Annotated in this window: 16 protein-coding genes, 1 tRNA gene and 1 riboswitch; of the genes, 11 read left to right on the forward strand and 6 right to left on the reverse strand. The window is 66.0% G+C overall.

Translation table 11 applies throughout. The features are described from left to right. Positions 1-32: 32 nt before the first annotated feature. The 7 genes from ACYVF5_RS03745 to ACYVF5_RS03775 all read left to right on the forward strand — a co-directional run bounded on the left by ACYVF5_RS03745 (position 33) and on the right by ACYVF5_RS03775 (position 7,584). Positions 33-995 (forward strand): sugar-binding transcriptional regulator, encoded by a 963-nt coding sequence (locus ACYVF5_RS03745; protein ID WP_460943480.1) that lies wholly within the window; start codon positions 33-35, stop codon positions 993-995. A 269-nt stretch (positions 996-1,264) separates the two neighbouring features. Continuing rightward, positions 1,265-1,424, forward strand: a riboswitch (FMN riboswitch). Positions 1,425-1,509: 85 nt separating this feature from the next. Next, positions 1,510-2,568 (forward strand): bifunctional diaminohydroxyphosphoribosylaminopyrimidine deaminase/5-amino-6-(5-phosphoribosylamino)uracil reductase RibD, encoded by a 1,059-nt coding sequence (gene ribD / locus ACYVF5_RS03750; RefSeq protein ID WP_460943482.1) that lies wholly within the window; start codon positions 1,510-1,512, stop codon positions 2,566-2,568. Next, positions 2,569-3,210: a riboflavin synthase gene (locus ACYVF5_RS03755; RefSeq protein ID WP_460943484.1), complete on the forward strand. Its 642-nt coding sequence runs from the start codon at positions 2,569-2,571 to the stop codon at positions 3,208-3,210. Next, the gene (gene ribA / locus ACYVF5_RS03760; protein ID WP_460943486.1) at positions 3,207-4,472 is read left to right on the forward strand and encodes a GTP cyclohydrolase II; all 1,266 of its coding nucleotides are present in this window, start codon (positions 3,207-3,209) and stop codon (positions 4,470-4,472) included. The genes ACYVF5_RS03755 and ribA overlap by 4 nt, the downstream gene beginning before the upstream one ends. Before the next feature lie 57 nt (positions 4,473-4,529). Continuing rightward, the gene (ribH, locus tag ACYVF5_RS03765; protein WP_460943488.1) at positions 4,530-5,024 is read left to right on the forward strand and encodes a 6,7-dimethyl-8-ribityllumazine synthase; all 495 of its coding nucleotides are present in this window, start codon (positions 4,530-4,532) and stop codon (positions 5,022-5,024) included. A gap of 183 nt (positions 5,025-5,207) precedes the next feature. Next, the gene (locus ACYVF5_RS03770) at positions 5,208-5,423 is read left to right on the forward strand and encodes a hypothetical protein (RefSeq protein WP_460943490.1); all 216 of its coding nucleotides are present in this window, start codon (positions 5,208-5,210) and stop codon (positions 5,421-5,423) included. A 199-nt stretch (positions 5,424-5,622) separates the two neighbouring features. Continuing rightward, positions 5,623-7,584 (forward strand): ABC transporter ATP-binding protein, encoded by a 1,962-nt coding sequence (locus ACYVF5_RS03775; protein ID WP_460943492.1) that lies wholly within the window; start codon positions 5,623-5,625, stop codon positions 7,582-7,584. Positions 7,585-7,721: 137 nt separating this feature from the next. Here the strand turns inward: ACYVF5_RS03775 and ACYVF5_RS03780 are convergent, their stop codons facing one another. Then, on the reverse strand, positions 7,722-9,596 hold the full coding sequence (locus tag ACYVF5_RS03780) for a phosphoenolpyruvate carboxykinase (GTP) (RefSeq protein WP_460943494.1): 1,875 nt from the start codon (positions 9,594-9,596) through the stop codon (positions 7,722-7,724). Between the two features lie 188 nt (positions 9,597-9,784). On the opposite strand from ACYVF5_RS03780, the gene ACYVF5_RS03785 reads away from it, so the two are divergent. Together ACYVF5_RS03785 and ACYVF5_RS03790 are read left to right on the forward strand one after the other, a co-directional pair. Then, positions 9,785-11,227, forward strand: a complete 1,443-nt coding sequence (locus ACYVF5_RS03785; RefSeq protein ID WP_460943496.1) for a helix-turn-helix domain-containing protein — start codon at positions 9,785-9,787, stop codon at positions 11,225-11,227. Positions 11,228-11,302: 75 nt separating this feature from the next. Continuing rightward, positions 11,303-11,473: a hypothetical protein gene (locus ACYVF5_RS03790; protein WP_460943498.1), complete on the forward strand. Its 171-nt coding sequence runs from the start codon at positions 11,303-11,305 to the stop codon at positions 11,471-11,473. 37 nt (positions 11,474-11,510) lie between these two features. On the opposite strand, the gene ACYVF5_RS03795 is transcribed toward ACYVF5_RS03790, so the two are convergent. Together ACYVF5_RS03795 and ACYVF5_RS03800 are read right to left on the reverse strand one after the other, a co-directional pair. Then, a complete protein-coding gene (locus tag ACYVF5_RS03795; protein ID WP_460943500.1) occupies positions 11,511-12,101 on the reverse strand; it encodes an isochorismatase family protein in 591 nt (196 codons plus the stop codon). Between the two features lie 133 nt (positions 12,102-12,234). Continuing rightward, positions 12,235-13,872 (reverse strand): D-alanyl-D-alanine carboxypeptidase/D-alanyl-D-alanine-endopeptidase, encoded by a 1,638-nt coding sequence (locus tag ACYVF5_RS03800; protein WP_460943502.1) that lies wholly within the window; start codon positions 13,870-13,872, stop codon positions 12,235-12,237. A 124-nt stretch (positions 13,873-13,996) separates the two neighbouring features. On the opposite strand from ACYVF5_RS03800, the gene ACYVF5_RS03805 reads away from it, so the two are divergent. Further along, positions 13,997-14,296 carry a hypothetical protein gene (locus ACYVF5_RS03805; protein ID WP_460943657.1) on the forward strand — a complete coding sequence of 100 codons (300 nt, stop codon included), beginning with the start codon at positions 13,997-13,999 and terminating at the stop codon, positions 14,294-14,296. 87 nt (positions 14,297-14,383) lie between these two features. On the opposite strand, the gene ACYVF5_RS03810 is transcribed toward ACYVF5_RS03805, so the two are convergent. Beyond that, the gene (locus ACYVF5_RS03810) at positions 14,384-15,382 is read right to left on the reverse strand and encodes a Gfo/Idh/MocA family protein (protein ID WP_460943504.1); all 999 of its coding nucleotides are present in this window, start codon (positions 15,380-15,382) and stop codon (positions 14,384-14,386) included. Between the two features lie 146 nt (positions 15,383-15,528). Between ACYVF5_RS03810 and ACYVF5_RS03815 the strand changes: the two genes are divergently transcribed. Further along, positions 15,529-15,651, forward strand: a complete 123-nt coding sequence (locus ACYVF5_RS03815) for a hypothetical protein (RefSeq protein WP_460943506.1) — start codon at positions 15,529-15,531, stop codon at positions 15,649-15,651. 28 nt (positions 15,652-15,679) lie between these two features. On the opposite strand, the gene ACYVF5_RS03820 is transcribed toward ACYVF5_RS03815, so the two are convergent. Together ACYVF5_RS03820 and ACYVF5_RS03825 are read right to left on the reverse strand one after the other, a co-directional pair. Then, positions 15,680-15,752, reverse strand: a tRNA-Thr gene (locus tag ACYVF5_RS03820). A gap of 146 nt (positions 15,753-15,898) precedes the next feature. Next, complete coding sequence (locus ACYVF5_RS03825; RefSeq protein WP_460943508.1) at positions 15,899-17,449, reverse strand: alpha/beta hydrolase; 1,551 nt, start codon at positions 17,447-17,449, stop codon at positions 15,899-15,901. Positions 17,450-17,453: the final 4 nt, after the last annotated feature.

Consider the following 17,453-nt stretch of genomic DNA (forward strand, 5'->3'; position numbering starts at 1 on the left):
ATCTCGGTGCACAAACGTGCAAGGATGTCGTTATGCCGACGATCCACCAGTCGCCTCGTCTGCGCGACGCGCTCACCGCAGCCCAGCTCTACTACCTGCAGGACCTCACGATGGATGCCATCGCCCACGAGCTGCACACGTCGCGTTCGTCGGTCTCCCGCCTGCTGAGCCACGCACGCGAGACGGGACTCGTCGAGATCCAGGTGCGATCACCGCTCGAGATGCCCCGTCAGCTCGAGGGTGACATCCGGGCGCGGTTCGGGGTCACCGCCCACGTGGTTCCCGTGCCGGACCAGACCAATGACGTCGACCGTCTCGAGCGCGTGGCCATCTCGGCTGCACGGATTCTCGGTGGCTTTATGGACTCGAGCATGTCGATGGGCGTGGCGTGGGGTTCGACCATGAGCGCAGTCTCGCGGCACCTGGTCGCGAAACCGACGCACAACTCGACGATCGTGCAACTGAACGGTGCGGCCAATCCCCGCACCACGGGCATCCTCTATGCCAGCGAGATCCTGCAGCGATTCGGCGCGGCATACGGCGCGGCCGTGCAGCAGTTCGCTGTTCCCGCGGTGTTCGACGACCCGGCGACGAAAACGGCGATGTGGCGGGAACGCAGCATCGCGCGGGTTGTGGCGATGCACAGCACTCTCGACGTCGCCGTGTTCGGCCTCGGCTCACCGTTCTCTGGTGTGCCGAGCCATGTCTACATCGGCGGTTATCTCGACGACGAGGACTTTCGAGCGCTGAGCGCGGAGCGGGTTGTGGGCGACGTGGCGACGGTGTTCTTTCGAGAGGACGGCAGCTCAGACGGCATTGCTCTCAACGAGCGATCGTCGGGCCCGGGCGTCGATGTGCTGAGGAGTGTTGCGCGTCGAGTCTGTGTCGTCACCGGCTCGAGCAAGCTCGCCAGCCTGCGCGGCGCGTTGGCCGCCGGTCTTGTGACCGACCTCATCGTCGACTCTGGCACGGCCAAGCTGCTGGTCGAGGGCTGACGCCCCGGCCCCTCTCCGCTGACCCCCCCTCCCCTCTCCTGCTCACCCCTCTCCGCTGACGCCCCCCCCTGTGTGACCTTTCCGGACGGAGGTCGCCGTTCCGCCGGCCACCTCTGTCCGGAAAGGTCACACAGAGAGAGACAGCGGGGAGCGGGAGGGCGAGCGAGGGAGAGGGCGATCTCACTGAACGCGAGCGAGCCTGAGCCTGAGCCTGAGAACACGGGGAATAGACTCGGCCGCGCCGCGTTGCAGTACCATGAATCAAACGAAACGTGCTCCGGGGTCGGTGAGAGTCCGAACCGGCGGTGACAGTCCGCGAGCCGTCGCCCGACAGGGTGACGGCTGAACCGGTGAAATTCCGGTACCGACGGTTATGGGTCGTCCAGCCGCACAGCTGACGACTCGAGTCCGGATGGGAGGAAGCACGGGTGTGAAGCGCAGCACGCGCTCCGCACCGTACGGCCGACGCCGTTTCCCGGATCTCGTTTCTTCATCACGAAGACGATTGAGACGGATGACCACCTTGCAGCCCCGATCGGGCACGGCAGACAGCGCGACCATGGCGCTGATGCGGCGTGCGATCGAGCTCGCCGCACACGGACCGGAGCGCGGGGTGAACCCGCGGGTCGGCTGCGTGATCGTCGACGCAGACGGCGCCGTCGTCGCAGAAGGCTGGCATCGCGGAGCGGGCACACCACACGCCGAGGTCGACGCTCTCTCGAAGCTCCCGCCGGGCGCTGCGCGCGGGGCGAGCGCAGTCGTCACCCTCGAGCCGTGCAACCACACGGGTCGGACTGGCCCGTGCTCGCGCGCTCTGATCGATGCCGGCGTCGCTCGCGTGATCTATGCCGTCACCGATCCGGGTCGTGCCTCTGGCGGGGGCGCGAAGACCCTGCGCAGTGCGGGCGTCGAGGTCCACGGCGGAGTACTCGAAGACGAAGCTGCCGTGTCGTTCGGCGACTGGCTCGAGACGGCACGGCTCGGGCGTCCGCTCGTCACGGTGAAGTGGGCGCAGAGCCTCGACGGCCGGGCGGCGGCGGCGGATGGCACCAGCCGGTGGATCACGGGGCCGGCGGCACGGGCCGATGTCCATGCCCGGCGGGCGGCGGCAGACGGCATAGGCGTCGGAACGGGAACCCTCATCGCCGACGATCCGGCGCTCACCGCGCGCACCGCGAACGGCGGGCTCCTGCCTGCCCAGCCGACGCCGATCGTCTTTGGACACACAGAGGTGCCGACGGACGCAGCCCTCAGAAGGCATCCACGCCCCTACCTCACACTCGACGGCGACGACCTCGCGGCAGACCTGTGCGCGTTGCGCCAACGCGGCATCCGCACCCTCTTCATCGAGGGCGGGCCCACGCTCGCGAGCGCGTTCATAGCCGCCGGGCTGGTCGACGAATACCTCATCTACCTGGCGCCCGCGCTCATCGGAGGGCCGATCACCGCCCTTGGCGACCTCGGCGTCTCGACGATCGACGAGACGAAACGACTTGTTGTCTCAGACCTGCAGAACCTCGGCGATGACATTCTCATTCGCGCGACACCTGCTCCCGTGAAAGGACCCCTCTGAATGTTCACCGGAATCATCGAAGAGATCGGCGAGGTCGTGGGCGTCGAGAACGGCGCTGACGCCGCCCGCATCACTGTGCGGGGCCCCGCGGTGGTCGATGGGGCGAAGCGCGGCGATTCCATCTCGGTGTCGGGCGTATGCCTCACGGTCGTCGAGCAGACACCGGACGGCTTCACCGCCGATGTGATGGCACAGACCCTCTCGATGTCCACGCTCGACGGTGTCGCACCAGGACGCCGGGTGAATCTGGAACGCGCCGCGCTCGTCGGAGGCCGCCTCGGCGGCCACATCGTGCAGGGGCACATCGATGGAACGGCAAGCGTGCTCAGCATCGCGCCGGGCGAAGCCTGGCGCGTCCTCAGGTTCAGCCTGTCACCCGAACTCGCCCCGTTCGTGGCGAACAAGGGCTCCATCGCCATCGACGGCATCTCACTCACCGTCAGCGACCTGGCAGACGCGGGCGAAACCGAGCAGTGGTTCGAGGTGTCGCTCATTCCGGAGACACTCGCCGCCACCACCCTCGGCGAGCGCCGAGTGGGCGAGCGTGTCAACATCGAAACAGACATTCTCGCCAGACATGTCGAACGGATGCTCGCCTTCCGCGTCAGCGAAGACACGGCACCAGAGAGGACACAGCCATGAGCATTGCGACGATCCCAGAGGCCCTCGACGCGCTGCGTGCGGGAAAGCCCGTCATCGTCGCCGACGACGAGGGCCGTGAGAACGAGGGCGACGTGATCCTCTCCGCGACGCTCGCCACGCGTGAGTGGGTGGCGTGGACAGTCGCGCACACCAGCGGTTACATCTGCGCGCCGATGCCGAACGACTATGCGGACCGCCTCGAACTGCCGATCATGGTGAGCGAGAGCGAAGACACCAGGAACACGGCGTACACGATCACCGTCGATGCTGCACAGCACGTGACAACGGGAATCAGCGCATCGGACCGCACACGCACCCTGCGGGTTCTCGGAGACCCCGCGTCGTCGGCGCACCACCTCGTCAGGCCGGGGCACATCGTTCCGCTTCGGGCCGTCGACGGCGGTGTCAGGCAGCGCGCGGGCCACACCGAAGCAGCGGTGGACCTTATGCGCCTCGCGGGTCTGCCGCCGGTCGGCGCCATCGGCGAGGTCATCGCAGACGACGGTGAGATGATGCGGCTGCCCGGCCTCATCGTGCTCGGCGCCGAGCACGGGATCCCCGTCATCACGATCGCCGATCTCATCGACTTCATCAACGAGCATCCGGATGCCTCTGTCGCCTGCTCGGGCGGCGAGAGCGTGGTTCCCGAGTCGAACGCTGTGCGATTCGAAGTCGAGACGACTGTGCCCACCGCCCATGGACCGTTCCGCATTCGTGCCTATCGCGACCGTCAGACCGGAGCGGACCACGTCGCCATCATCGCCGGCTCCCCCGCATCCGGCGCTCTCGTGCGCGTGCACTCGGAGTGTCTGACCGGCGAGGCGTTCGGCTCGCTCAAATGCGAGTGCGGACCACAGCTCGACGCATCGCTCGACACCATCCAGCGACACGGCGGTGTGGTGATCTACCTGCGCGGTCACGAGGGCAGGGGCATCGGGCTCGTCAACAAGCTGCGCGCCTATCAGCTGCAGGAGGAAGGCCTCGACACCCTCGACGCGAATCTCGCGCTCGGTCTTCCCGCCGATGCCCGCAGCTACATCGCGGCGACGGCGATTCTCAAGGATCTCGGCTTCGACGAGGTGCGCCTGCTCACGAACAACCCCGAGAAGGTGCGCCAGCTCGAGTCGTTCGGCATCACGGTTTCTGAGCGCGTGCCGCTTGTCGTGGGTGTGGGAGTTTTCAACGAGGGTTACCTTGAGACTAAGCGCGACCGCATGGGCCACCAGCTGGAGCAGGCGATCGTCTCGACCGAACAGCTGTGATCGGTCGGCGCCCCGTACACGACCGCCCCGTGAACCCGAGCACACAGGAGAGTATCTATGAGTTCTGAAGGAGTACCCGAGCTGTCTGTGGATGGCCGGGGATTGAGAATCGTCGTCATCGCAGGCATGTGGCACACAGAGATCTCCAATGGTCTTCTCGCCGGTGCCACACGTGCCCTCGATGCGGCCGGCGCCACCCACACGGTGGTGCGCGTGCCCGGAAGCTTCGAGCTTCCGGTCGCAGCGCTTGCCGCGCTCGAGAACGGCGCGGACGCCGTGGTAGCCCTCGGCGTCATCATCCGCGGGGGAACCCCGCATTTCGAGTACGTCTCGAGTGCGGCGACCACCGGGTTGATGGATGTGGCCATCCGCGTCGGAAAACCGATCGGTTTCGGTGTGCTGACCCTCGACGACGAGAAACAGGGACTCGACCGTGCAGGCCTGGAAGGGTCGAAGGAAGACAAGGGCAAAGAGGCCGCGGAAGCGGCCATTGCGGCGGCTCGTGTTCTGCGCCGTCTGCATGAGCCGGCCGACTTCGCACGCGTGCGCTGAGCCGACAGTCCCGCCGAGCTCGTTCCGGGTGTTCGGTCCCGCCTGCTGTGGGCCCGATGCGGGTCTCCTCGGTTCGGGGAGCACCGCTTCGGACCCGATCGCCGCGTCACCGGATGGCGTCAACGATGGTTGACATCACCCTCATGTGTCAACTAATGTTGACTGCGATATGGGAGGGGCACGATGACACTCGACACGATCCGCACGCTCGCCGGCGACGCCGGTTCGAACGATCCGATCACGGCACTCAGGGCGATCTCTGCGCTCAGGCGTGAGCTCGACGGCATCGAGGCCGTCGCCGTGCGCCGCGCCCGCAATGCGAATGCCTCGTGGCAGCTCGTCGCCCTCGCCCTCGGCGTGAGCCGGCAGGCCGTGCACAAGAAGTACGGGCGCCGGTGACCTTCACCGGGGAGAGACGCCGCAGCGCCACGCGGGCCGATGTGGGCCGCACACCGTCTGACAGCGCCGCATGGGGCACGATCCCGGGGCTCGTGCGGCAGCGCAGAGATCGACCGCTCGCTGCGAGGATGCTCGTCGATTCGGCCCTCGAGCAGCCGCGCGAGAAACTGGAACCCTCCCAACCGGCAGAAAGCGCAGAATGAGCACGCCTACGACGCACGCACCGACAGAAGACTCGACGGCAGAGCCGCGGCCACCGCGGCGTTCACCCTTCACCCGTCAGAAAGACGAGGGGCCTCGAGCGAGATTCTCCGAGCTCCTGCCCTACCTGTTCGAACACCAGCGTGCGCTGTGGTTCGTCATCGTGCTCAGTGTGCTCGGAGCTGCCGCTTCGCTCGCCCAGCCCCTGCTGGTGAGCCAGGTCATCACCATCGTGGAGCAGAACGCCCCGCTCGGCTGGCTCGTCTGGGCGCTCATCGCACTCGTTGTGATCTCTGGGGTGATCGCCGGCTACCAGCACTACCTGCTGCAGCGTATGGGTGAGGGGGTTGTGCTGCAGAGCAGGCGCAGGCTGGTATCGCGTATGCTGCACCTGCCGATCTCCGAGTTCGACGCCCGTCGCACCGGAGACCTCGTCTCTCGCGTCGGCAGCGACACGACCCTTCTGCGTGCAGTGCTCACGCAGGGTCTCGTCGAGGCGGTGGGCGGCACGATCACCTTCATCGGCGCCCTGATCGCCATGCTCATTCTCGACCCGGTGCTACTCGGGCTGACGGTGCTCGTCATCGCTGTGTCCATCGTGTCTGTCACGCTGCTCGGCAGTCGCATCCGCGTCGCCAGCGCACGGGCGCAGAAGAAGGTGGGCGACCTCACAGCGTCTGTCGAACGCGCGATCAGCGCCGTGCGCACGATACGCGCCGCCAACGCGACCGAACGTGAGATCGCTGCCGTCGACAGCGACGCCGTCGGTGCGTGGCGAGCGGGCATCAGCGTGGCGAAGATCTCGGCCTTCGTGGTGCCGGTGGCCGGAATCGCTATGCAGGTGTCGTTCCTCGTTGTGCTCGGTGTGGGCGGATTCCGCGTCGCGTCTGGCGCCATCACCATCGCGAACCTCGTCGCCTTCATCCTGTTCCTCTTTATGATGATCATGCCCCTCGGGCAGGCCTTCGGCGCCATCACCGCCACCAATCAGGCGCTCGGTGCGCTCGGCCGCATCCAAGAGATCATCAAACTCCCCCTCGAAGACGACACAGACGCCACTGTCGCCGGCACTCTGACCGGCGGCGTCGCAACGGCGGATGCCCCGGCCATCGAGTTCAGGAACGTCACGTTCGCCTACGCCGAGCCGGTACCGGTCGGCGCGGACGACGACGGGAGGAGCAGGGCGAGCACCGCGGAGAGCGAGGCGGAGCCTTCTGCCCCGAGTGCCGCAACGGCCACCGAGTCCGAGCCGGCTCAGCGCAGCTCCAGACGCCCAGGTGACCCGGTGCTCCACGACGTCTCCTTCCGCGCGCAGCGGGGAAAGCGCACTGCACTCGTCGGCCCGTCGGGAGCGGGCAAGTCCACCGTGCTCGGGCTGATCGAGCGCTTCTACGACCCCTCGTCCGGCGCGATTCTCATGGGCGGGATCGACATCCGTTCGCTGAGCCGCAGTGAGCTGCGCTCCCGGATCGGGTATGTCGAGCAGGACGCCCCCGTTCTGGCCGGATCGATACGCGACAACTTGCTGCTCGCCGCACCGGAGGCATCCGACGAGGACTGCACACGTGTTCTGCACGCCGTCAACCTCGGCGACGTGCTCGACCGCAACCCGGCCGGGCTCTCGGCCCCCGTCGGCGAAGAGGGCATCATGCTCTCTGGCGGTGAACGACAGCGGCTCGCGATCGCCCGTGCGCTGCTCGCGGCACCCCCCGTGCTGCTGCTCGACGAGTCCACGTCGAGCCTCGACGGGGTGAACGAGCAGAAGATGCGCCTCGCCATCGACGCTGTCGCCGAGGACCGCTCGCTCATCGTGATCGCCCACCGCCTCTCGACGGTCGTCGACAGCGACGAGATCATCGTGCTCGACCATGGGCGCGTCATCGGCTCTGGCACGCACAGTGAGCTTGTGGCATCCGTGCCGCTCTACCGCGACCTGGCCAAGCACCAGCTGCTCGTGTAGTCGCGCCCCGCCTGCGTTCTCGCCCTCTCTGGACCTTCACGCGGGGGTGGCATGCCCAGAGAGGGGTGCATTCGCCGTGGAACAAAAGTGCGCCCCACCCCCCAGCGGGTAAGGCGCACTTGCCTGTGGGCGGAGTATTACTCCGAGCGCAGCCGATACCGCAACGACGCCAGCTCGGCGTTGAGCGCCGGTGGGACCTTCGTGCCGAATCTGCTGAAGAACTCTTCGGTCAGGTCCGCCTCTGCGAGCCACGAGTCCCTGTCGATCGCAAAAAGCGCGTCAAGCCGGTCGTCGGTGATCTCGAGTCCATCTGTATCGAGGTCGGCGGGTTTCGGAAGCCGGCCGATCGGTGTGTCGACGGCTTCGACGTCGCCCTCGATCCGGCGCACGATCCACTCGAGAACCCTGCTGTTCTCACCGAAGCCCGGCCACAGAAAATCGCCGTCGTCACCCTTGCGGAACCAGTTCACCTGGTAGAGCCGGGGGGCGCGATCGAAGCGCAGCTTCTGGCCGATCTTGAGCCAGTGTGCCCAGTGGTCCGCCATGTTGTATCCGCAGAACGGCAGCATCGCGAACGGGTCTCGCCTGAGTTCGCCGACGGTGCCCTCGGCTGCGGCTGTCTTCTCGCTTGAGATCGTCGCGCCCATGAACACGCCGTGCGTCCAGTCGGTCGCCTCGGCGACCAGCGGCACGTTTGTCGCGCGCCTGCCGCCGAAGAGGATCGCGTCGAGCGGGACTGCTTCGTCCCAGCCGTCGGCGATCTGCGGGCACTGGGCCGCAGCGACGGTGAACCGTGAGTTGGGGTGCGCGGCCGGGCGCCCGGAGTCCGGTGTCCAGTCACGACCCTCCCAGTCGATGAGGTGCGCGGGAGGGGTGTCTGTGAGGCCCTCCCACCAGACATCGCCGTCGTCGCGAAGCCCGACGTTGGTGAAGATCGTGTTTCCCCAGAGGGTTTCGACGGCGGTGAGATTCGTCGATTCCCCGGTTCCGGGAGCAACACCGAAGAATCCGGCTTCGGGGTTGATGGCCCAGAGGCGTCCGTCATCCCCCGGCCGCAGCCAGGCGATGTCGTCTCCGAGCGTCTCGACACTCCATCCGGGAATCGTCGGACGCAGCATCGCGAGGTTCGTCTTGCCGCATGCAGAGGGGAACGCCGCCGCGACGTGGTACCGGCGCCCGGTGGGCGACGTGATGCGGATGAGCAGCATGTGCTCGGCCAGCCAGCCTTCGTCCCGCCCGATCACACTCGCGATGCGCAGGGCGAAGCACTTCTTCGCGAGGAGCGCGTTGCCGCCGTAGCCTGAGCCGTAGGACCACACCTCTCGCGTTTCGGGGTACTGCACGATGTACTTGGTGTCGTTGCACGGCCAGGCGACGTCCTGCTCCCCCGGCTCGAGCGGGGCGCCGACCGAGTGAACGGTCTTCACCCACGGCTCGCCCTCCTCGATGAGCTCGAGCACCTCGTCGCTGGCGCGTGTCATGATTCCCATCGAGAGCACTGCGTAGCCGGAGTCGGTGACCTGCACACCGAGCTGTGACAGCGGCCCGCCGACGGGGCCCATCGAGAACGGCACCACATACATGGTGCGACCACGCATGCTCCCGGCGAAGACCTGGCCCAGCTCCCGGCGCATTTCTGCGGGCGCACGCCAGTTGTTGGTGGGGCCGGCGTCGATCTCGTGCTCGGAGCAGATGAACGTGCGCGCCTCGACCCGAGCGACATCGCTCGGAGTGCTGCGGGCGAGATAGCTGTTGGGGCGCCACTCGGGGTTCAGCTTGATCAACTTGCCCTCTGCGACGAGCTGCGTCGTGATCTCGTTCGTCTGCCTGGCCGAGCCGTCGAACCACACGATGTGGTCTGGCTGGGTGAGCTCTGCGATGTCTGAGACCCAGGCTCGAAGTGCGGCGAGCCCTCCGTCTGACTGCGGGCCGGTCGTGGTGTCGTCGACTGCGACGTCACCACGGCGAGCTGATTCGACACCCGCGCTCGAGGGGAGTTCTGCGATGAACATTGCTTCTCCACTTGTCTGTCTGGTTCCGGTTGTCCGGATCTTCGGTGGACCCGTGCAGCGCCGTTGCGATGTGGACTTCACTGACGGAGATCGAATTTTCGGACGTGATTCAACTTTGGCGCATAAATAGCGAGGGAATCTGGCCATCTGTATGGAAAAAAGTACAGTTCTTTAGATATTGTCAAAGAATGAGCCCACCGAACGCCGATCTCTCAACGCTCGGCCATCGCATCCGCCACTTTCGCATCGACCGAGGAATGACGCTCGACGCTCTCGGCGCACTCGTCGATGTCGCAGGAAGCCAGCTGTCACTCATCGAGAACGGAAAACGCGAGCCGAAGCTGTCATTGCTGCAGTCGATCGCCGACTCCCTCGACATCCGGCTCAGCGACCTTCTGAACGGCGAAGCGCCGTCGAAGCGGGCGGCACTCGAGATCGAACTCGCACAGGCGCAGCAATCCTCGACCTATAGCACCCTGGGCCTGCCGACTCTGCGCGTGTCGAAGAGCATGAGCGACGACACACTCGAATCGCTCGTCGGGCTGCACCGTGAGCTGCAGAGGCGTGCACGGGAAGCGATCGCCACACCGGAAGAGGCCCGGCGCGCCAACACGGAGCAGCGTCTGCAGATGCGTGAGCTCGACAACTACCTGCCCGATATCGAACGCGTCGCGGAAGAGCGCGTGCGTGCGTCTGGACATGTGAGCGGAGCGCTGACACACCGCGAGGTCAGCATCATGGCCGAGCAGCTGGGCTTCGACCTGATCTATGTCAACGACCTTCCGCACTCGGCCAGGTCGGTGACCGACCTCGAGAACGGTCGCATCTACCTGCCCCCGTCGTCGATCCCGGGCGGTCACGGTCTGCGATCCATGGCCCTTCAGGCTCTTGCGCACAGAATCCTCGGCCACAAACGACCGGTGAGCTACGCCGAGTTCTTGAAGCAGCGGCTCGAGATCAACTATTTCGCCGCGTGCTGCCTGATGCCAGAGACACCTGCCGTCGACTTTCTCACGCAGGCGAAACGCGAACGGAACATCGCCGTCGAGGACTTTCGCGACGCATTCGGCGTCACACACGAGGCGGCTGCTCTGCGCCTGACCAACCTCGCCACGTCGCGCCTCGGCATCCGCCTGCACTTTCTTCGGGTCTCTGACGACGGCGCCCTGATGAAGGGGTATGAGAATGACGACCTTCCGATTCCCACAGACGTCACCGGGTCGATCGAGGGCCAGCAGGTCTGCCGCAGCTGGAGCGCCCGCGCCGCGTTCGAGCAGACCAATCGCACAACCGAGCATTATCAGTACACAGACACGCCGACCGGCACGTACTGGTGCGCGACCCAGACCGGCTCACAGGCATCGGGTGAGTTCTCGATCACCATCGGCGTGCCGTTCGACGACGCGAAATGGTTCAGGGGTCGCGAAACCAGCGCGCGGGCCGTCTCGACGTGCCCCGACCCCTCGTGCTGCCGGCATCCGAGCCAGGAACTGTCGTCGCGCTGGCAGGGCAAGGCGTGGCCGAGCGCGCGCCTGCACATGCACGTTCTCGCACCATTGCCGAGCGGCACCTTTCCCGGGGTCGACGACACAGAGGTGTTCCAGTTCCTCGACCGCCACAGCCGGGGATGACACACGTGCCAAAGACGGCTGGCCGTTTCGACTCGGCCTCTTGGTTCGCGGTGAATTCGGCGTACCGTTTAAGTCATGAATACCGAACGCGATATCAACGATGAGGTCGCTCAGCCACGCGACGACGAGCGCAACCTGAGTTCGCTCGGCGACCCCGCGCATCCTTTCGACCAGACGAACGGCATCGTCGAAGGGCTCGAAGGAAACGCGGACGACCCCGAGAACCAGGACGACGGGAGCCTGTGACTCAGCGGCCCGCCGAGCCACTCACCCGCTGCGTCGCTCAGCCCCGGGACGAGGTGATCGCGGCGCCGGCGTGCCCGAGCTCGGCGAGGGCCGCCTCGCTTGTCTCGGTTGCCACCCCGGCCACGAGATCGGTGAGAACACGCACATGACGCCCGTGTTCTATGGCGTCGAACGCCGACGCGCGCACGCAGTGATCTGTTGCGAGCCCGACCAGATCGATCTCGGTGACACCGTGATGCTCCAGCAGGTGTGACACCGTGTCACCGTCGTGTTCTCCGCCGTCAGCGGTCCCCTCGAAGATCGAGTACGCCGGAACACCCTGCCCCTTTTTCACGTGGATGTCGACACGAGAGACATCGAGATCCGGGTGGTACTCGGCGCCCGGGGTGCCCGCGACGCAGTGCGGCGGCCAGGTGCGCCGGTAATCCGGATGCTCACTGAAGTGCCCGCCGTTGTCGTTTCCCGCATCGTGCCAGTCGCGTGAGGCGAAGACGAGGTCGTACTGTGATCCCGCCGCGGCGAGATAGCCGGTGATCCCCGCCGCGACGGCGGCACCGCCCTCAACGGCCAGAGCGCCGCCCTCTGTGAAGTCGTTCTGCACGTCGATGATGAAAAGCGCCTTTGTCATGGTCTCCTCCTGATCGCGTCACTCCCAGCCTACGCCGGTGGATGTTCTGCGTCGCCTGCCTGCAGAACGACTCGTCAGTCTGCAGAACGACTCGTCAGCCGGCGAAACCGTCAGGACGGCTTGGGCGGCACGCCTAGTTGTTCGAGAGGTTCAACCCGCAGCGATAGAACGCGGTGGTGAGGGTGTCGATGGCCGTTCTCGTTCCCGAGCTCACCCCGGGTCCGGTGCCATAGATCGAGAAGACCAGTGTTGAGCCGTCTTCGGCATAGATGATGCCGTTCAGGGTGTACGCCGAGGTGATCGAACCGCTTTTGGCGTACACCTTCCCACGAGCGACAGCGTTGTCACCGAAGAAGCGGTTGCTGTAGTTGAGGGTGCCCGTCTCTCCAGAGACAGCAAGGCCGTCGTAGATCGCACCGAGGTTGCCCTCACGTGCATTGATCTTGAGGAACAGCTTCGTGAAGTACGACGGGGGCACCGCGTTGTTCGGGCTCATGCCCGAACCGTCATACGCGTTGATTCCCGCGGTGTCGATGCCGTAGCCCTGCAGACCCTCGGCAATGGCTGCGGGCTGCGCCTGCAGGGTGTTGCCGGTGCCGAGCGTGATGGCCACGATCCGGGCGATCGCTTCTGCGAGGGTGTTGTCGCTCGGGATGAGAAACTGCGGAATGAGGGTGGTCAGCGGTTGTGACTGCGCCGACGCCAGTTCCGCTGCTCCGACCGGGGCGGCGCCGCGTTCAACGGTCACCCCACCGAAATACGAGGCGAAGGCCGACCCTGCCCGGCCGATCGGGTCTTCTCCGCGCGGCGAGAGGAACACCTGCGGGTCGGCGCGGTCAGCGTCGACCTGAAGCGCGGTGATGTGCGACAGCCAGCCTGCTTGGCGCTCGGTGGCCGGCCAGCTCGGATCCCAGGTCTCGCCACCGAAGTAGTTCGAGTCGAGCACGATCCGTGAGATCGGTTCGGTGTGACCGGATGCCTCCCACGCGGCGAGCGTCGCCTGCGCGAGCGCATCGAGGTGGGCCGCGCCCGCATAGACGGGCTCCTGCCCCGTCGGCAGTCGGGTGAGCGTCACGTCTCCGCCGCCGACGAGCACTATCGTTCCGGGCTCGGTGCCGACCACCACACGTGTGGTCATACGGAAATCGGGGCCGAGCACGGCGAGGCCCGCGGCCGCGGTGAGCACCTTCATGGAGCTCGCGGTGGGCGACGGGGTTGCCGGATCCCGTTCGAACAGCAGCTCACCCGTTGCAGCGTCGAGCACCTGCGCCTGCAGATGCCCGAAACGCGGGTCCTGAGTCGCGGGCAGCACCGAACAGGTGCGCAGCGGCTGGGCGGATGTCTCGAGCACCGGCCGCGGGTCGGGTGTCGGTGTGGCGGTCGGCGTGTTCGTCTCTGTGTTCAGCGGAGCCGCTACCGGTGCAGGGCCCGCGGTCGCCGCTCCGGCTGCGACCGCGCCCGAACCGAGCAGGGCGAAGCCGACCACACCTGCAGCGGCCGTCCAGCCTCTGCGATGCCGTGAGAAGTACGCCCCGATGCCGCCTCCGGCCGCGAATGCGCGCCGGCGGCTACCGCGGTCCGCTCCGGCAGACGGGGTCTCTGCGTTCTCGGCCCCTGTGCCTTCGGCGACCCCCGAATCTTGGGCCGCCGGGCCGTGACCCCCGGCATCCGTCACCGGCACGCGGGGCGCACTGAGCGACTGGTCATCCACCTGGAGGTCGTCTGACCCAGGCTCATCGCTCTCGGGGTGGGGCGTTGCAGATTCGTGCACTCGAGAATTTTAGCCGCTGACGCCGGATCGTGCTCGAAAAGGAGGTCGTTGGTAGTCTCGACGAGTGCCCCTAGCTTCTGACTGGATCGAACATCGTCGCCCGGACGGCGAGCTTCTGGGTTGGATGCGGCCCGAGCTCGAGGGCTTCGTCGCCATCGATCTGCTCGGTCGGCCGCTGACGGATGCCGTCGACTGGCTGACCGCGGAAGAGACTCTGGAGGCCACGGGAATCGGATATCTCGCGGACCCCTATGAACTGCGCCTCGACGACGGCCGCTGGCTCCGAGTGCGGATCACCGAGGCCTCGCCTCGCGAGATACGCGTCAAAAAGGAGGACTGGGGCGACGTCGGTGTGCCGTTGAGAGAATTCACCGTTCCGTTCCCCCCATCAGGACGACTGCGGCCTCTCGCGACCGCTCGGTGACCCGTCGGCAGGCAGAGGGCGCAGGCCCGCGAGCGGTGACCGACACGTCGTCACAGAAGACAGCGGTGCTCGTTCGCCCCGCGATGCTCATTCGCCGGGGTAGACGAGCCCGATCTGCGAACGAATGTCGTCGAGTGTGTGCATGATCCGCACTGTCTCATCGAGCGGGAGCAGTGGTGTCTCCGTCAGTCCTTCAGCGACCAGGCGCTCGAACTCGAATGCCTCGTACTGCATGCCGCGCCCGGCGACCGTTGAGCTGAAGGTCTCGACGACCTCGCCGGCCGAGTTGTAGACGCGGAACGACGTCGGTGCATACCAGACGCCGTCGACATCGATGCGGCCTTCTGTTCCGAGTATTGTCGCCGTGTTGGGACCGCGCTGGTCGCTCGCGCTGATCGTGAGGGCTGTGCTGCCGTTCGCGTACCCGAACAGAGTGGCGATCGACGAATCTGCACCGGTCTCGGCGAACGTGGCCGTCGCCTGCACGGTCTGTGGCGGTCCGAACAGGCTCGACGCGAACGAGATCGGGTAGATGCCGAGGTCGAGCAAAGCCCCGCCACCGAGTGCCATGTTGTTGATCCGGTGTGAGGGATCGTCTGGCAGATCCTGAGTGTGGTCGGCGATCAGCGTGCGCACATCGCCCAGGATGCCGGATGCCACGATCTCGTGAATCCGCGCCATGTGCGGCAGAAAACGCGTCCACATCGCCTCGAGCACCACAAGACCCTTCTCACGAGCCAGGGTGACGACCTCCTCTGCCTCTGCGCCGTTGAGGGTGAACGGTTTCTCGATCAGCACGTGCTTGCCCGCGTTGAGGGCGAGCATCGCCTGCTCTGCGTGAAACGGATGCGGCGTGGCCACGTAGACGACATCGACTTCGGGGTCCCCGACGAGATCCGCGTAGCCGTTATGAGCATTCGGCACACCGAATCGCTCGGCGAACAGTCGTGCGGCTTCTGCGCTGCGCGATCCGACGGCCTGGACCGTGAGCCCGCTCTGCACGAGATCGCTGGCGAACGCCTGAGCGATCCCGCCCGGGCCGAGGATCCCCCAGCGCAGGCCGCGGGACGAGATTTCAGAGGTCATATCCACAGCGTAGCGGGAGTGGGCGCCCCGGCAGGAACTCACGTTCTCGAGCCCATTTATTTCCCGGTCAGCTAAAAGATGCTTTATTTTTTGGAATGGGCTATGGTCGTCGGAACCACGCCAGCTGAAGAGGGGAAGCGATGGAGATGGCAAACAAGGCGCCCCGCGGTGACTCCGCGAAGAAAGAACCGAAGATGTCGTTGAAAGAGAAGCGCGCGATCAAGCGCGAGAAGAGCGAGACCTCATTCATCAAGCCGCGCAAGCGCTGATCTCTCACCGCCCGGAGAAGGGGAACGGAGCCGCCCGGGGGAATCGAACCCCCGACCTATTCATTACGAGTGAATCGCTCTGCCGACTGAGCTAGGGCGGCGCGTGACGCGTGGGCGACACAGCTACCGATCTTAACACACCTCGGCCGTCGTGCCCGAACGCGTCAGGCCAGCCACACCGGTCAACCACACAGGTCAATCACACCGGTCAGCCACACCGGCCAGCCACGCCCGGCGTCACGCAGGGTCAGTCACACTCCGGGTCGCTCGACGGCACAGTGCCTTCGATGAGGTACTCGTCCACCGTGTCGTTCACACAGGTGCTGCCCTTGTTGTATGCCGTGTGGCCTTCGCCCTCATAGGTCACGAGCACGCCGCTGTCGAGCTGCTCCGCGAGCGATTCAGCCCACACATACGGGGTCGCAGGGTCATTCGTGGTGCCGATCACGAGGATCGGCGCCGCGCCCTCCGCGTGGATCTCGTCACGTTCCGCCCCGTCGGTGAACGGCCAGCTCGCGCACGAGATGTCACCGTATGACATGTACCGACCGATCACGGGCGCTTCTTCTGCGAGTTGTTCTGCCTCTTCGGCCATCTTCGCGGGATCGTCGTCATAGGTGTAGTCCAGGCAGTTGTACGCCGAGAACGCCTCTGTGGAGTTGTCTGCATAGGTGCCGTCTTCGTCGCGGCCGTTGTAGGCATCCGCAAAGTAGAAGGCGTATTGCGCATCACCCGCCATGACCTCGCGGAACATGTCGCTCAACGCTGACCATGAGCCTGCCGAATACAGCGGGTAGATGATGGCCGTGAGCAGAGTGCTCGACCCGAGCATCCGCCCGTCTTCGTTGCGGATCGGCGTCTCGTCGACCGAGGCGAGCAGGTCGGCGACCACCTGCATGGCCTCGTCGACGGTGCCGTCGAACGGGCACTCTTGCCCAGAGACGCAGTCGTCGAGGTACGCCTCTAACGCGTTCTCGAACCCGATGGCCTGCGTCTTCGTGACGTCGAAGTTGCTCGCCGCCGGGTCGATGGCGCCGTCGAGCACCATCCGGCCGACCTTCTCGGGGTAGAGCTCTGCATAGGTCGCACCGAGGAACGTGCCGTACGAGTATCCGAGGTAATTGAGCTTCGCGTCACCGAGCACGGCGCGCAGCAGGTCCATGTCTCTCGCCGAGCTCACCGTGTCGATGAACCCGAGGGGCTCGCCGGTGTTCTCGAGGCAGGCGGCGCCGAAGTCGATCGCGCCCTCTGTCATCTCGGCGATCCATTCCTCGCTGCCGCGCTCCGGTTCGACGATCCCATAGAGGTACTCGTCCATCTCGTCGGGCTCGAGACACTCGACGGCCGTCGAGCGGCCCACACCACGCGGGTCGAACCCGACGATGTCGAACCGCTCCTGCAGCGCGGAATCCACGGCGAAGTCGAGCGAGCCCGCAACGAACTCATAACCGGATGCCCCCGGACCGCCCGGGTTCGTGAGGAGCGAACCGATGCGGTCGTCACCCCTCGCCGCCTGTCTAATGACCGCGAGCTCGATCTCGCCCGCTTCGGGGTTCTCCCAGTCCATCGGAGCCGTCACAGCTGTGCACTCGAAACCACCGTCACAGTCTGTCCACTCGAGCTCTTGCCCATAGAACGGCTTGAGGTTCTCCGCGACGTCTTCGACGGTGGGCGAGGGGGTGGCAGACGGCGTCGCCCCATTCCCTCCGGGCACGAACGCGGTGAAGCACCCGCTCAGGCCAAGGGCCACAACTGCTGCGATGGCAGCGGCGGCGAGAGTCGAGCGTGTGCGAATCATGCGT

This window comes from Okibacterium endophyticum (genome assembly GCF_054780075.1).

Bases quoted from the DNA above. Each gene is read 5' to 3' on its own strand.
- ACYVF5_RS03745 (WP_460943480.1), top strand. From the start codon at position 33: ATGCCGACGATCCACCAGTCGCCTCGTCTGCGCGACGCGCTCACCGCA.
- ribD (WP_460943482.1), top strand. From the start codon at position 1,510: ATGACCACCTTGCAGCCCCGATCGGGCACGGCAGACAGCGCGACCATG.
- ACYVF5_RS03755 (WP_460943484.1), top strand. From the start codon at position 2,569: ATGTTCACCGGAATCATCGAAGAGATCGGCGAGGTCGTGGGCGTCGAG.
- ribA (WP_460943486.1), top strand. From the start codon at position 3,207: ATGAGCATTGCGACGATCCCAGAGGCCCTCGACGCGCTGCGTGCGGGA.
- ribH (WP_460943488.1), top strand. From the start codon at position 4,530: ATGAGTTCTGAAGGAGTACCCGAGCTGTCTGTGGATGGCCGGGGATTG.
- ACYVF5_RS03770 (WP_460943490.1), top strand. From the start codon at position 5,208: ATGACACTCGACACGATCCGCACGCTCGCCGGCGACGCCGGTTCGAAC.
- ACYVF5_RS03775 (WP_460943492.1), top strand. From the start codon at position 5,623: ATGAGCACGCCTACGACGCACGCACCGACAGAAGACTCGACGGCAGAG.
- ACYVF5_RS03780 (WP_460943494.1), bottom strand. From the start codon at position 9,596: ATGTTCATCGCAGAACTCCCCTCGAGCGCGGGTGTCGAATCAGCTCGC.
- ACYVF5_RS03785 (WP_460943496.1), top strand. From the start codon at position 9,785: ATGAGCCCACCGAACGCCGATCTCTCAACGCTCGGCCATCGCATCCGC.
- ACYVF5_RS03790 (WP_460943498.1), top strand. From the start codon at position 11,303: ATGAATACCGAACGCGATATCAACGATGAGGTCGCTCAGCCACGCGAC.
- ACYVF5_RS03795 (WP_460943500.1), bottom strand. From the start codon at position 12,101: ATGACAAAGGCGCTTTTCATCATCGACGTGCAGAACGACTTCACAGAG.
- ACYVF5_RS03805 (WP_460943657.1), top strand. From the start codon at position 13,997: ATGCGGCCCGAGCTCGAGGGCTTCGTCGCCATCGATCTGCTCGGTCGG.
- ACYVF5_RS03810 (WP_460943504.1), bottom strand. From the start codon at position 15,382: ATGACCTCTGAAATCTCGTCCCGCGGCCTGCGCTGGGGGATCCTCGGC.
- ACYVF5_RS03815 (WP_460943506.1), top strand. From the start codon at position 15,529: ATGGCAAACAAGGCGCCCCGCGGTGACTCCGCGAAGAAAGAACCGAAG.
- ACYVF5_RS03825 (WP_460943508.1), bottom strand. From the start codon at position 17,449: ATGATTCGCACACGCTCGACTCTCGCCGCCGCTGCCATCGCAGCAGTT.